Origin of the sequence: uncultured Azohydromonas sp., from assembly GCF_937926365.1 — a bacterium.
In the GTDB taxonomy this organism is placed as follows: domain Bacteria; phylum Pseudomonadota; class Gammaproteobacteria; order Burkholderiales; family Burkholderiaceae_C; genus Azohydromonas.
Genome location: NZ_CALAOH010000034.1, coordinates 1 through 13,287 on the forward strand (window position 1 = coordinate 1; position 13,287 = coordinate 13,287).

Below are 13,287 nucleotides of genomic sequence, written 5' to 3' on the forward strand. Positions count from 1 at the left end.
GCCGCCGCGCGGGGGCGAGCGGCCGCCACGGGCGCGGGGCGCACCGGCGCCGGGGCGGGTGGGGTGGTGGCGACCGTCTGCAGCAGCGAGTCCTTGGTGGCGCCGCCGGTGCCGCTGGGCTGCGGATCGACCTGGTTGCGCAGCACCAGCGACAAGGTGCCCACGCTGCGCGCCAGGTCCAGCTTCTCGGCCTCCTCGGGCGTGACCTCCAGCGTCACGGCGTTGACGACCTTGGGCTTGGTCTCGTCGCGGTTGGCCTCCTGCGCCACGGCCAGCACCAGGATGCGCTCCAGCACGATCTTGCTGATGGCCTTGTCCTGGCTATCGGCGTTGCGGCCCTCGCTGCCCGGGCTCTGCGTGTTGACCATGATGTCCACGAAGTTGCCCGGCAGCGCGAAGCCGGCCACGCCGATGACGTCGTTGACGCGCACGGTCATGGCGCGCTTGCCCTCGACCACCACCGCCGACAGCCCGCCCTTGGTGCCCACGGGCGCGAGCTTGGCCTCCAGCACCGGCTCGCCGCGCGTGAGCGACGTGCGCGCCACGCGCCCTTGCAGCTTGGACGCGTCGTCGAAGGCGCCCGGCGGCTCGTTGCCGCGCGGCCAGTCCACCATCTTCACCGCCTCGGGACCGATCTTGGCGCCGATCTCCACGTCCATCGCCGCCACGGCGACGCGCCCACCGCTGCCGGATTGCGCGTTGAGCCAGCGCAGGGCAAACAGCGCCGCCAGCAGCCCGGCCAGCAGTGCCACCGCCAGCATCGTGAGTCCTCGCCTGTTGCCGCCCATGTCATGCCTCCTGTGTGCGGTCGTGCCTGCGGACGGGCCCTTGCTCAGGCCCAGGCCGCCTCATTGGCAAAGTAGTTGCGCCAGGCCCACTTCATCAGCCGCGGGCTGAGCTCGGGCTTGAGGCCGTTGTAGGTGGCGAAGTCCACGATCTGGCTGACCAGGTCGCGCGCGTAGGCCGGCAGCAGCGGCCGGCCCTCGCGCTGGTGCATCTCGTGCACCAGGCTGTCGAAGGCCGCGTCGTCGTAGGGCACGCCGTACTGCTCGCAGCTCTGGCGCAGGATGTGGCGGTAGTCCTCGGGCGGCACCGGCCCGACGAAGATCTTGTAGCCGATGCGCCGCAGGAAGGCCTCGTCGCCGAGCTCCTCGGGGCGCAGGTTGGTCGAGAAGAACAGCAGCGTGTCGAAGGGCACGCGCAGCTTGATGCCGTTGCGCAGCATCAGGTGGTCGTGCTGTTGCTCCATGGGCAAGATCCAGCGGTTGAGCAGCTGGCGCGGCGTGACGATCTGACGCCCGAGGTCGTCCACCAGCAGCAGCCCGTTGTTGGCCTTGAAGTGCGGCGGCGCGTGGTAGAAGCCTGCGCGCGCATCGAACACCAGATCCAGCATCTCCAGCGTGAGCTCGCCGCCCATGATCACCACCGGCCGCTCGCACAGCACCCAGCGCGCGTCGGCGCGGTGCGCGTCGTACAGGCTGGCGGACGCAGCGGCTGCGGGCAGCGGCCGGTGCACCAGCGGGTCGAACACGCTGATGATCTCGCCGTGCACCTCCACCGCGTGCGGCACCGCCACCGCACCCTGCAGCAGCGAGGCCATGCGTTCGCACAGGAAGGTCTTGCCCGCGCCGGGCGGGCCGTACAGCAGCTTGGCGCGGCGCGAGTTCATGGCCGCGCCCAGCTGTTCGCGCAAGTGTGCAGGCATCACCACCGAAGCCATGGCCTGCTCGAAGCGCTCGCGCGTGAGGCCCATGTCGGCGACGCTTTGCGCCTGCACGCGCTGCACGTAGGCCGCCAGCGGCACCGGCGCGGGGCCGCTGTAGAGGTTGCGCGCCAGCGCCTCGGCCGCGCGCGCGCGCCCGGCCCGGGTGAGCTGGTAGCTCACGTCGCCGGCCAGCGCGCCACGGTGCTGCACCTCCACCACCGCCTCGCGGCGCAGCTGGCCCAGCAACGCCTCCAGCAGCAGCGGGCCCAGGCACAGGTGGCGCGAGAGCTCGTGCAGCGAGCCCAGGGCATGCTGCTGCATCGCCTTGAGCACGAGCTCGGCCAGCAGCAGCGGCGGCAGCCCGGTGTCCTGCAGCCGCTGCGGCGCGCAGGGCAGGGGGGCCGTGGCCCCGTCGGGCCGATGTTCCACGAGGGATGGGCTGGCAGCGGACATGCGGGTCTCCAGTGAGTACCTTCAGGCCGACAACAACCGGGCCATTTCAAGAGCGGTGCCAGTGGCAATGGCCACCGCGTAGGGCAGGCGGGTGCCCGCGGCCAAGTGCGACCCCACCCCTTGCGCAGGGCGGACCGCCGCGAGCATGAAGAACGTGTTGCGCAGCACCTGGCGCAGTTGCCCGGTGAAGAGCGCCACCACCACGGACAGCACGCCGCCCGCCAGGGCCGTCCACAACGCAACCTTCAGGATGGCGGGCGCGCCCAGCCAGATCCCGACCATCGCCAGCAGCTTCACGTCGCCGGCTCCCATCAGGCGCAGCGCGTAGAAGGGCAGGAACAGCCCCAGCCCCGCCAGGCCTCCCAGCAGCGCGGCCGGCAGGCCCACGCCGCCGTCGAGCAGCAGGCCGCTGCCCGCCGGAGCGAGAGCCTGGAACAGCAGGCCCAGCGCCGCCCCGTACACCACCAGGGCGTTGGGAATGCGCCGGCTTCGCACGTCGGACACGACTGCCGCCACGAGCAGGCCAGCAAGCATCAACAGCGACAGCCACTGCAGAGTCATGCGGACCTCGCGGCAGGTTTTCTAGCGTCGCTGGATTAATCGATGGCCTTGAGGACCGTGTCGAAAGCCTCCTCCAGCGCGTCGCCGATCTGGCCGACGGTGGCCGCGATCACCGCGGCGATCAGGGCGGCGAAGAGGCCGTACTCCAGCGCGGCCGCGCCCTCTTCGTCGCGAACGAAGGCCTTGAGCGTGTCGATGAGCTTCATACCATTTCCTTTCTGGTGTCTACCGAAGGGTGCCGTTGCCGGCAGCGTTGCAGCCCTTGCGGGCTGTTGTCCCGGGGCCCCGTGCAGGCGGGCCATGGGCTGGGGCAGCAACCCGTCACGCCGCCTGCGCCTTGCCGGTGAAGCGCCTGGCGTCATGCGGCGTGCCGTGCGTTGCCTTGAGGACCAATGTAGGGAGCCGCCGCACGCCGCGCATCGGAGCCTTGCACTGAGTCGCTAGGCGTTGGCTCCTGTGTCGGCCATGACAAAACAACTACCCGGGTCGCGGGTGCCGCCGTCTTGCCAGGGGCACGGGGGCCGGGCATGGCTGCGGCGGCGACGCGTTCAGCAGGCCTCGATCAGCCCGGGCTCGCGCGGGGCCTGCAGCAGCAAGCGCATCAGCTCGGCCGCGGGTGCGGTCTTGTGCGTGAACTCGCTGGCGCCCAGCAGCCGTGCGCGCTGCGCCACCCTCGCATCGTCCAGCGCCGTGAGCACCACCACGCGGCACGGCGCCTCGCGCTGCAGCAGCGGGATGAGCGCCAGGCCGTCCTCGCCGCCGAGCTGCACGTCCAGCAGCACCACGTCGGGCTGCAGGCGGCGCGTGAGCTGCAGCGCCTCCGCCCCGTTGGCGGCGGCGCCGGCGCTGCGCAGCCGCGGGAACTCGGCGTTGATCAGCAGGGTCAAACCGGTGCGCAGTCCAGGATGGTCATCGACCACCAGCACCGAGAGGGGAAGGGACTGGGACATGCAGGCACTCCACAGACACGGACGCACGTTTCCAATGCAACCAGCCTATGGGCCGTGGCCGCACCTGCACAGTGCAAAGATGCCTGTTCGGCACGGGATTTTTGTCCCGGTGCCGCGGCCCGCTCCCGATGGGCTCAGGCCGGGTCGAGGTCGCGCTGCGGCTGAGGCATGCCCTGCTGCGCCAGGCCGTGCTCCAGCGCGTAGGCGTAGAGCTCCAGGCGGCCGTGCACGTTGAGCTTGCTGTAGATGACGGTGAGGTGGTTGCGCAGCGTGTGCTCGCTCATGGCCAGCGTCTCGGCCACCACCAGGCTCTTGGCGCCGCGGTGCTGCACCAGCGCCTGCACCACCTGGCGCTCCTTGGGCGTGAGCGAGGCGATGCGCTGCGCCTGCTCGTCCTGAGGCGCTTCCGCGGCGCTGGGCATGGCGGCGGCCGCCGCGCCGGCGCCGGTGATGCTGCCCAGCAGCTGCGCCATGAGCGCGCGCTCCACCCACACCTCGCCGGCATGCACGCGGTCGATGGCGCGCAGCAGCAGCTCGGTGGAGTGCGACTTGAGCACCACGCCGCGCGCGCCGGCCTTGACGGCCTCCATGTGCTGCCCCACGTTGATGTTGCCCGTGAGCACCAGCACCTTCAGGCCGGAGGCGGTCAGGCGGCGGATGCACTCCAGCGGGTCGCCGTCGGGCAGCCCCAGGTCCAGCAGCACCAGATCGGTGTCGCGCAGCGCGGGGTGCTCCATCAGCTCGCGGGCGCTGCTGGCGGTGCCGATGACGGCCATGCGCGGCCGTGCGCTGTCGATGAGCTGGCGCAGGCCCCACAGCACCAGGGCATGGTCGTCGGTGAGCAGGACGCGGATCGTGCGGGCGGGGGCGGAAGCTGTCATGGGAATCATCCTGTCAAGGGCAGCGTGACCGCCACCTCGGTGCAGCCCAGCGGCTGGTTGACCGTCACGTGGCCGCCGAACTCCTGGGCGCGCTCGCTGAGCGAGCGCGGCGTGAAGGGCAGAGCCGGCGCGGACGTCGCCCGGTCGTTGCGCACGCGCATGCACAGCTGCTGCGGTTGCACGTCGAACTGCACCAGCACCGCGGTGGCCTGCGTGTGGCGGCGCACGTTGGTCAGCGCCTCGTTGAACAGGTGCAGCAGGGCCTTGGCCAGGCTGCCGCGCAGCGGCGGCGCCTCCTCGGGCAACTGCACCTCGACCTTGAGGCCGTACAGCGACTCGAAGCGTTGCGCCTGGCGCTGCAGCGCCGCCAGCGCGCCGGCGCTGGCGCCGCCCGGGTCCTGTCCGCGGCGCAGCCCGCTGACCATGTCGCGCAGGGCCTGCAGCTCGTCGTTGGTCATCTGCACCAGCTGCGTGATCTGCGGACGCACCGGGTTGTCCTCGCCCGCGATGCGCGCCAGCGCCTCCAGCCCGTACTTGAGCCCCAGGTAAGGCTGCACCGCGCTGTCGTGCAGGTCGCGCCCGATGCGCTCGCGCTCGCGCGAACTGGTCTCCTCCTGCAGCTGCTCCAGCAGGTCGGCGCGCTCCAGCAGCGGCAGCAGCTCGCGCATGAGCGCGTGCAGCCAGCGCAGCTCGGCTGCGGTGAAGGCGGGCTCGCGGCGCAGCAGGCAAAGCTGGCCTTGGTTGCGGCCATAACTGTGCAGCGGCATCCACAGGCCCTGCGCACCGGCCTCCAGCAGCACGCGGCACGCGCCGGGGTGCAATGCCGCACCGGGCGCGCCGCTGGCCAGGTCGAAGGCACGCACCGACACCAGCGGCTCGGCGCTGACCACGCAGCCCTGGCTGCCGGGCAGCACCGAGCGCTGCGCGCGCCAGCGCTGCAGCGCGGCGTCCTCCAGCACGCGCACGCCGGCAGCGGGCTCCCAGCAGAACACGCGCGGTGCCGGACCGGGCAGGTCCAGCAGCGCCCGCTCCAGCCCGAAATGCGTCCCCAGCAGGTCCAGCAGCACCTGCACCTGTCGCCGCAGGCCGTGGCGCGGGTCGGCCTGCTCGGTGAAGGCCGCCACCACGCGCTGGCGTTCGCGCAACGCCGAGCCGGGGCGTGCCAGCAGCGCCACGGCCGGCCCCAGCGTCAGCAGCAGCAGCGGCACCGCCAGCGCCATCGGGCTGCCTTCGCCCTGCGCCACCAGCCACAGGCTCACGGCAGCGGCCAGCGCCAGCACCAGGCCCGCGCGCAACCCGGACAACAGGGCCAGCGCCACCACGGGCAGCACCATGAGCGCCGCGATGGGCGGCGCCAGCAGCCGGCTCGCCAGCAGCAGCACGAGGGCATCCAGCCACAGCCACAGCCGCCACTGCGCCACCGGCCAGTCGCGCAGCGCGAGCCCCAGCAGCAACGCCGCGCCGGCCGCGTAGCCCAGCAGCAGCAGTGCCGCGAGCGTGTCGGGCGCGGCGGGCAGCAGTGTGAGCAGGGCGCTGAGCGCCAGCAGCGCACGCGTGCCCGCGACATGGCGCAGCAGAGCCTGCCGCGACCGCTGCGGCAGGCGCAGTGACGACTCGCGCGCTTCGGTGACTGCAGGCGACGGCGGCAATTCCGCCTCGGCGCTCGACATGGCTCCCTCGTTCTCCCTGGGTCTACGGCGCTATCCGCTCCATATGTAACCCAAGCTGCTCTCTTGGATTCATATTGAGACATAGGTCACGATTAATTGTCTATTGCACTGCAGCAAAACCTTGTGCCGTTTCAGGCTCCGTGAACCAAGACGGTCATGGGCCTTACGAGGGCTGGAATACCGCGCGGCGACACGACGGGCGTGAAAAACGCCGGATAAGCCCTTGTTTCTCTTCTGTAACTCGCGGATGGGGACAGCGCGCTCCGTCTGGAAACCCGGGGCAAGCGCTGTGTCCGTGGTTCAAAGGGCTTCGAGGAGAAGGATTTGCATCCTGAAGCCCAGGAAAATTCTCCCCCCGCAAATGAGGGTTGACACGTCTTATTTGCTTTGAAGGCGATGTGCGCTTCGGTTCGCGGTTCCGCGCGGACGCGAGCGAGGCGCGCCGCCGCCCGCCCTGGTGGCTGCTGGGCGTGATGCAGGCGTACCTGGCGGTGGTGGCGCTGGCCTGGGCGTTCAACGTGGCCGTGCTGCAGGCCGCCCTGTGGGGCGGTGTGCCGGCGCCGTGGCCACCGGCGGCGCCGCTGGCCGCGTACACGGGCTGCGCCTGCCTGCTGCAGCGGCACGCGGTGTTCCGTGCGGCCGCGGGCTGAATCTCCCGTTCCAACGAAAAAGGCCGGGCAAGCCCGGCCTTTTCGAGAAGCCGCGCGGGGCGCGGCGTGTGGGTGGGAGCCGATCAGTGGCCCGAGGCACCGGCGGCGCCGAGGCCCGTTTCGGAACGCACCTGCTGGATCGCGAAGTCGGCACGTTCCTGGGCGGCTTGCGCGCTGCGGTCCAGGATCGAGAACAGCCAGATGCCCACGAAGCCGATGGTCATGGAGAACAGCGCCGGCGAGGTGTAGGGGAACAGCGCGGAACCCTTGGGGTTGCCCAGCGTGGCTTCCCACACCGAGGGCGACACCACGGTCAGCGCCACCGAGCTGATCAGGCCCAGGAAGCCGCCGATCACGGCGCCCTTGGTGGTGCAGTCCTTCCACAGCACGCTCATGAAGAGCACGGGGAAGTTGGCCGAGGCGGCGATGGCGAAGGCCAGGCTCACCATGAAGGCGATGTTCTGCTTCTCGAAGGCGATGCCCAGCACCACGGCCAGCAGGCCCAGCGACAGGGTCGTGATGCGCGAGACGCGCAGCTCGGAGGCGCTGTCGGCCTTGCCCTTCTTGAACACCGTGGCGTAGAGGTCGTGCGACACGGCCGAGGCGCCCGACAGCGTCAGACCGGCGACCACCGCCAGGATGGTGGCGAAGGCAACTGCCGAGATGAAGCCGAAGAACACGTCGCCGCCCACCGACTTGGCTACCAGCACCGCGGCCATGTTGGCCGTGCCCGCGCCGCCCTTGATGACGCCCTTGGCGACGTCGGAGAACTCGGGGTTGGTCAGCACCAGGGTGATGGCGCCGAAGCCGATGATGAAGATCAGGACGTAGAAGTAGCCGATCCAGGTCGTGGCCCAGAACACCGACTTGCGAGCTTCCTTCGCATCGGGCACGGTGAAGAAGCGCATCAGGATGTGGGGCAGGCCGGCGGTGCCGAACATCAGCGCCATGCCGAAGCTGATGGCGGAGATCGGGTCCTTCACGAAGCCGCCCGGGCCCATGAGGGAGATGCCGGTCTTGGCGGCCTCTTCAGGCGTCTTGCCCGCGGCGATGGCGATGGCGGTCTTCACGTCCACGCCCTTGGCGAACAGCGCCTCGGGGCTGAAGTTGAACTGCGCCAGCACCATGAAGGCCATGAAGCTCACGCCGCACAGCAGCAGCACGGCCTTGATGATCTGCACCCAGGTCGTGGCCGTCATGCCGCCGAAGAGCACGTAAATCATCATCAGCGCGCCCACGATCACCACGGCCAGCCAGTACTCCAGGCCGAACAGCAGCTTGATGAGCTGGCCCGCGCCGACCATCTGGGCGATCAGGTAGAAGGCCACCACCACCAGCGTGCCGGAGGCGGCGAAGGCGCGGATGGGGGTCTGCTTGAAGCGGTAGCCCGCGACGTCGGCGAAGGTGAACTTGCCCAGGTTGCGCAGCCGCTCGGCCATCAGGAAGGTGATGACGGGCCAGCCCACCAGGAAGCCGATCGAGTAGATCAGGCCGTCGTAGCCCGTGGCCATCACGGCCGCGGAGATGCCCAGGAACGAGGCGGCGGACATGTAGTCGCCCGCGATGGCCAGGCCGTTCTGGAAGCCGGTGATGCCGCCGCCGGCGGTGTAGAAGTCCGCGGCCGAGCGCGTCTTGGCCGCGGCCCACTTCGTGATCCACAGCGTGGCCGCGACGAAGGCGGCGAACATGAAGATGGCGGTCCAGTTGGTCTCCTGCTTGGCGACCTGGCCCATGTCGGCGCCGGCGGCCAGCGCGGCGCCGCTGCCGAGGACGGCCGTCAGCGCGGCCAGTGTCTTGAGGTGCTTGCTGCTCATTTGGCCGCGTCCTTCAGGATTTCGGCCGTCAGCGCGTCGAACTCGCTGTTGGCCCGACGCACGTAGATGCCGGTGATGATGATGGTGAAGACGATCACGCCCATGCCCAGCGGAATGCCCAGCGTCGTGACGCCCTGGCCCAGCGGCGTGGCCAGGAAAGGCTTGTTGAATGCGATCAGCGCGATGTACCCGTAGTACACGATCATCATCAGCGCCGTCAGCAGCCAGCCGAAGCCGCTGCGCTTGCGCCGGAGCTCGTGATACTTGGGATTGGCCTGGATGCGGGCCACTACGGGATCCACCTTGCTTGTCTCCTCGGGCCTCGAATGGGCCGGGGCTCTTCCTACGGCAGTTGCCATTGTTTATCTCCGGTGCAGGGGGGGTCAGGAGTGCCAAGCCACCTGGGCGCAGCACCTGATGAGGTCAGTTTCGGCACCCCGTCTGACCAACTTCTTACAAAGCGAGCCCCTTGCGGGTTCATCCTTATGCGTCAGCATGAAGTCAGGCAGGCGTCAGAAAGGCGTCAGCCGCGGGCTGATGAGGCCCTGCAAACGCGCTCGTCGCAGGGCCCAGGCGGCCGGGATTCAGCCAGACTTGGCGCTGTCGCCACTGCCGCCCGCTTTGCCATGCCCAGCGCCTGCTTGCCGAACCAGAGTCTGAGCGAACTGCTGGGCCGGCACCGGGTTTTTTCCCTCCTGGACGCGGCATCGAAGGCGCGGCTGGCACGGCGCCTGACGTGCAGGACCTTCGAAGCCGGGGAGCGCGTGGCCGCGGGCGCGGCGCTGGGCCGCCGTCTGGGCTGGGTGCTGCGCGGGCAGGTGGCGCTGCTGCGCGAAGGGCATGATGTTGCGATCGCAACATTGGAGCCCGGCGAGCTCTTCGGTGCCGGCGCGCTGCCGCGGGGCGATCCCGATGGCTGGACGGTGATGGCCCGCGAGCGTGCCGACATCGCCTTCCTGCCGGCGGCGGACGTGGCGCATCTGTGCGCCGAGCACCCGGCCATGGCGCTGTTCCTGTCCCCGCCGCCGGCCACGGGGGGCGACGGGGCCGGCGAGCGCGCGAGCGACGCGCACCTGGGCCTGATGGCGCAGCCGGTGCGCTCGCTGCTCAAGCGCGCGCCGGTTGCGCTGGCACCTGACGCGAGCATCCTGCAGGCGGCGCGGACCATGCGCGACGAGCGCGTGTCCTCGGTGCTGCTGCTGCAGCAGGACCGCCTCTTCGGCGTGGTCACGGACCGCGACCTGCGCAACCGCGTGCTCGCGGCCGGGCTCGACCCGCAGCAGCCGCTGCACCGCATCGCCACCGTCGCGCCGCTGACCGTGGACGCGGCGCAGCCGGCCTTCGAGGCGCTGCTGCTGATGGCGCGCCACAACATCCACCACGTGCCCGTGCTCGACGGCCAGCGCGTGGCGGGCATGCTCAGCGCGAGCGACCTTGCCGAGCAGCACAGCACCTCGGCGGTGTACCTGGCCGGCGAGGTGCACAAGCAGACGTCGCTGCAGGGCTTGGTGGAGGTGGCCGCGCGCGTGCCGCAGCTGCAGCGCAACCTGGCCGCCGCGCAGGCCAGCGCCTGCAGCACCGGGCACATGGTCACGGCCATCACCGATGCCGTCACGACACGGCTGCTGCAGATGGCCCAGGCGCAGCTGGGCCCGGCGCCGGTGGACTACGCCTGGGTGGCCGCGGGCTCGCAGGCGCGCAGCGAGCAGACCGCCAGGAGCGACCAGGACAACTGCCTGGTGTTCGATGACCGCTACGACGAGGCGCGGCACGGCCGCTATTTCCGCGAGCTCGCGGGCTTCGTCAACGACGGGCTGCACGCGTGCGGCTACGTCTACTGCCCCGGCGAGATGATGGCCCGCACCGACGCGTGGCGGCAGCCGCAGCGGCGCTGGGCCGAGTACTTCCAGCGCTGGACCGAGGAGCCCGAGCCCAAGGCGCTGATGCTCACCTGCGTGTTCTTCGACCTGCGCGCCATCCATGGCCGCGCCGAGCTGCTCGGCGCGCTGCGCGCGCAGGTGCTGCGCCGGACCCGGGACAACCGCATCTTCCTGGCCTACATGGTGGGCAACGCGCTCAAGCACCGGCCGCCGCTGTCGCTGTTCGGCGGCATCTCGACGGTGCGCGCGGGCAAGGTGCGCGACGCCGTGGACCTCAAGCACAGCGGCATCGTGCCCATCGTGGACCTCGCCCGCATCTACGCGCTGGCCGGCGGCCACGAGGCGGTCAACACCTACGCGCGGCTGGAGGTGGCGGCGCAGGGCGGCGAGATCAGCGCGCAGAGCGCGCGCGACCTGCGCGACGCGCTGGAGTTCATGGCGGGGCTGCGCATTCGCCACCAGGCGCAGCAGACGCGCCTGGGCCAGGCGCCCGACAACTTCCTGTCGCTGTCGGAGCTCAGCAACTTCGAGCGCAGCCAGCTCAAGGACGCCTTCGGCGTGGTGCAGACGCTGCAGAGTGTGCTGGCGCAACGGTATCGGTGAAAAGCGCCGCAGGCCGCCTGTTTTCTACTCAGTATTTCAGCCGCGCGAAGTAGGTCTTCTGCGCCGCCTCGCGGGCCTGGCGCAGCGTGTGGATGCCCCGCGCGGCCAGCAGCGGCACGAGCTTGAGGAAGATCTCGGCTGTCACCAGCGCGTCGCCCAGCGCGGTGTGGCGGCCGATCACGGGCACGCCGAAGCGCTCGGCAATGTCCTCCAGCCGGTGCGAGGCTTGTTGCGGATGCACCACTGCCGACAGCAGCAGCGTGTCGAGCACGGGCTGCTCGAAGCGCACGCCGCTGGCGTCCTCCTTGAGCTGCAGGAAGCGCATGTCGAAGGCCGCGTTGTGCGCCACCAGCACCGTGTCCTGCGCGTAGGCGTGGAAGGCGCGCAGCACTTCCGCGATGCGCGGCTGCCCGGCCACCATCTCCGGCGTGATGCCGTGGATCGGGATGGTGGCGCGCGGGATGGGCCGGCCCGGGTTGACCAGCTGCTCGAAGCACTCGCCGCTCAGCAGCTTGCCGTTGAGCAGCCGCGCCGCGCCGATCTGGATGATCTCGTCGCCGCCGGTCGGGTCCAGCCCGGTGGTTTCGGTGTCGAACACCGTGTAGGCCAGCTCCACCAGGCGCCGCTCGTCCAGCGCGCTGCCGCCCTCGCCGTGAGCGAACAGGTCGAAGTCGTAGTACTCGGGGCGGCTGTGCCCGTGAACGATGGCTGCCTCCAGCGCCTCTTGGGCCTCCTGCGCCGCGGGTGCCAGCGGCAGCAGGATGCGGAAGAAGGCCTCGTGGCGCACGCGCTCGCGCTCGAACCAGAACTCGCCGCCGTGGCGCTGCACCACGTCGCGCACCGTCAGCGAGCTGCCGGCGCCGCCGCTGGCCATGGGGTCGATCTCCCAGCTCGCCACGGTGGCGCTGCTGACCGCCGGGCCGCTCCACACCAGGTCCAGCTGCGCGCGCCGCGCCTGGCCCGGGGCCAGGCGCAGCCGCACCGTGCCCACGTCGAACTCGTCGCGCAGCCGCTGCGCGAGGTGGGTCAGCATCTGCAGCAGCGAGAAGCTGTCCACCTTCAGCCACAGCGCGCCATCGGTCTCGTCCGCGCCCACGCGCAGGCCCGTGTGCGCCTCGATGCGGCGCTGCGCCGCCTGCACCAGGTCCTCGCCCCGCATCTCCTCCAGCGGCCAGCGCGTGGCCAGGCCCTGCGCGTTCTGCGCGGCGAGCTCGTCGATGCGGCGCGACATCGCCTGCGCCTCGTCGCGCGCCACGCCCAGCAGCCGCTCGCGCAGGTTGGCGTCGAGCCCGGGATCGCCGAGCGTCTCCACGGCGCTGCGCAGGTTGGCCAGCGAGCCGCGGCTGCCCTCGGTCAGGCCGTGCAGCAGCCGCTCCTGGGCCGCCTCCTGCTCGTATTCGCGCGTGATGTTGTCCAGCATCAGCACGAAGCCGCTGAGCGCCGGTGCCTGCCCGGGCACGTCGTCGTCCACGGCGCGCACGGGCGCCATTTGCGCGCGCAACAGCTGGCCGCTGTGCGTGGTGGTGACGAACTGCGTGCTCGGGTGTGCCGCGCCGCGCTGCAGCCGCTGCTGCACGCTCTCCAGCGCGTGGGCCACGAGCTTGCGGTCGAACACGGTGTAGATCGAGCGGCCGAGGCCGATGAGCTCGGCGCCGCCGGCCAGCGCGGGCGCGTCCGACAGGGCGCGGAACTGCATGCGGGCGCGGTTGTTGTAGAGCAGGATGCGGCCGTCCAGGTTGCACACCACCACGCTCTGCGTGAGCTCGCTCATCAGCGCGGCCAGGCGGTTGCGCTCCTGCTCGATGCCGCGGCTGGCCTGGGCCACCTGCTGCGCGATGTCGTGGCGCAGCTGCTGGCGTTGCGCCACGAGCTCGTCGACCGCCCGGGCCAGTTCGCGCAGCGCCGGCGGGGCGTCCTCGGCCGCGAGCGGGTGCTGCACCTCGGTGCTCAGCCGCAGGCGCACCTGCTCCAGCAGCCGTGCGGGGGCCGCGATCCAGCGCCGGTACAGCGGCGGCGTCGCCGCAGCCGCCAGCCCGGCCGCGGCGAAGGCCGCCATGAGCAGCAGCGGCCAGCGCGGCGCCAGCAGCTCGCCCAGCGCCTGGCGCGGCCCGGGCTCCAGC

12 protein-coding genes are annotated in these 13,287 nt (G+C 70.9%); 2 read left to right on the forward strand and 10 right to left on the reverse strand.

Annotated elements, in window-relative coordinates:
- The 7 genes from cpaB to Q0741_RS03285 form a co-directional block, all read right to left on the reverse strand.
- On the reverse strand, nucleotides 1-788 hold a 788-nt coding region (gene cpaB / locus Q0741_RS03255), incomplete at its 3' end, for a Flp pilus assembly protein CpaB (RefSeq protein ID WP_298231765.1).
- Between the two features lie 44 nt (nucleotides 789-832).
- Complete coding sequence (locus tag Q0741_RS03260) at nucleotides 833-2,158, reverse strand: ATP-binding protein (protein WP_298231766.1); 1,326 nt, start codon at nucleotides 2,156-2,158, stop codon at nucleotides 833-835.
- A gap of 21 nt (nucleotides 2,159-2,179) precedes the next feature.
- Nucleotides 2,180-2,719: a prepilin peptidase gene (locus Q0741_RS03265; protein WP_298231767.1), complete on the reverse strand. Its 540-nt coding sequence runs from the start codon at nucleotides 2,717-2,719 to the stop codon at nucleotides 2,180-2,182.
- A 35-nt stretch (nucleotides 2,720-2,754) separates the two neighbouring features.
- Nucleotides 2,755-2,925, reverse strand: a complete 171-nt coding sequence (locus Q0741_RS03270) for a Flp family type IVb pilin (RefSeq protein ID WP_298231768.1) — start codon at nucleotides 2,923-2,925, stop codon at nucleotides 2,755-2,757.
- Between the two features lie 342 nt (nucleotides 2,926-3,267).
- On the reverse strand, nucleotides 3,268-3,669 hold the full coding sequence (locus tag Q0741_RS03275; protein WP_298231769.1) for a response regulator transcription factor: 402 nt from the start codon (nucleotides 3,667-3,669) through the stop codon (nucleotides 3,268-3,270).
- Between the two features lie 134 nt (nucleotides 3,670-3,803).
- Complete coding sequence (locus Q0741_RS03280; RefSeq protein ID WP_298231770.1) at nucleotides 3,804-4,550, reverse strand: response regulator transcription factor; 747 nt, start codon at nucleotides 4,548-4,550, stop codon at nucleotides 3,804-3,806.
- A gap of 5 nt (nucleotides 4,551-4,555) precedes the next feature.
- Nucleotides 4,556-6,220: a histidine kinase gene (locus tag Q0741_RS03285; protein WP_298231771.1), complete on the reverse strand. Its 1,665-nt coding sequence runs from the start codon at nucleotides 6,218-6,220 to the stop codon at nucleotides 4,556-4,558.
- 398 nt (nucleotides 6,221-6,618) lie between these two features.
- Between Q0741_RS03285 and Q0741_RS03290 the strand changes: the two genes are divergently transcribed.
- Nucleotides 6,619-6,870 carry a hypothetical protein gene (locus tag Q0741_RS03290; RefSeq protein WP_298231772.1) on the forward strand — a complete coding sequence of 84 codons (252 nt, stop codon included), beginning with the start codon at nucleotides 6,619-6,621 and terminating at the stop codon, nucleotides 6,868-6,870.
- Nucleotides 6,871-6,953: 83 nt separating this feature from the next.
- Here Q0741_RS03290 and Q0741_RS03295 read toward each other — a convergent pair whose 3' ends face one another.
- Nucleotides 6,954-8,684 carry a cation acetate symporter gene (locus Q0741_RS03295; protein WP_298231773.1) on the reverse strand — a complete coding sequence of 577 codons (1,731 nt, stop codon included), beginning with the start codon at nucleotides 8,682-8,684 and terminating at the stop codon, nucleotides 6,954-6,956.
- The gene (locus Q0741_RS03300; RefSeq protein ID WP_298231774.1) at nucleotides 8,681-8,986 is read right to left on the reverse strand and encodes a DUF485 domain-containing protein; all 306 of its coding nucleotides are present in this window, start codon (nucleotides 8,984-8,986) and stop codon (nucleotides 8,681-8,683) included. Before Q0741_RS03300 ends, Q0741_RS03295 begins: the two co-directional genes overlap by 4 nt.
- 339 nt (nucleotides 8,987-9,325) lie before the next feature.
- Here Q0741_RS03300 and Q0741_RS03305 point away from each other — a divergent pair, with 339 nt between their 5' ends.
- Nucleotides 9,326-11,167 carry a putative nucleotidyltransferase substrate binding domain-containing protein gene (locus Q0741_RS03305; protein WP_298231775.1) on the forward strand — a complete coding sequence of 614 codons (1,842 nt, stop codon included), beginning with the start codon at nucleotides 9,326-9,328 and terminating at the stop codon, nucleotides 11,165-11,167.
- Nucleotides 11,168-11,195: 28 nt separating this feature from the next.
- On the opposite strand, the gene Q0741_RS03310 is transcribed toward Q0741_RS03305, so the two are convergent.
- Nucleotides 11,196-13,287 (reverse strand): exonuclease domain-containing protein (locus Q0741_RS03310; protein WP_298231776.1); only part of this gene is annotated, 2,092 nt, incomplete at its 5' end.

Excerpts from the sequence above, each read along its gene's own strand:
- Q0741_RS03285 (WP_298231771.1), bottom strand. The coding sequence starts at position 6,220 with ATGTCGAGCGCCGAGGCGGAATTGCCGCCGTCGCCTGCAGTCACCGAA.
- Q0741_RS03265 (WP_298231767.1), bottom strand. The coding sequence starts at position 2,719 with ATGACTCTGCAGTGGCTGTCGCTGTTGATGCTTGCTGGCCTGCTCGTG.
- Q0741_RS03270 (WP_298231768.1), bottom strand. The coding sequence starts at position 2,925 with ATGAAGCTCATCGACACGCTCAAGGCCTTCGTTCGCGACGAAGAGGGC.
- Q0741_RS03295 (WP_298231773.1), bottom strand. The coding sequence starts at position 8,684 with ATGAGCAGCAAGCACCTCAAGACACTGGCCGCGCTGACGGCCGTCCTC.
- Q0741_RS03260 (WP_298231766.1), bottom strand. The coding sequence starts at position 2,158 with ATGTCCGCTGCCAGCCCATCCCTCGTGGAACATCGGCCCGACGGGGCC.
- Q0741_RS03275 (WP_298231769.1), bottom strand. The coding sequence starts at position 3,669 with ATGTCCCAGTCCCTTCCCCTCTCGGTGCTGGTGGTCGATGACCATCCT.
- Q0741_RS03280 (WP_298231770.1), bottom strand. The coding sequence starts at position 4,550 with ATGACAGCTTCCGCCCCCGCCCGCACGATCCGCGTCCTGCTCACCGAC.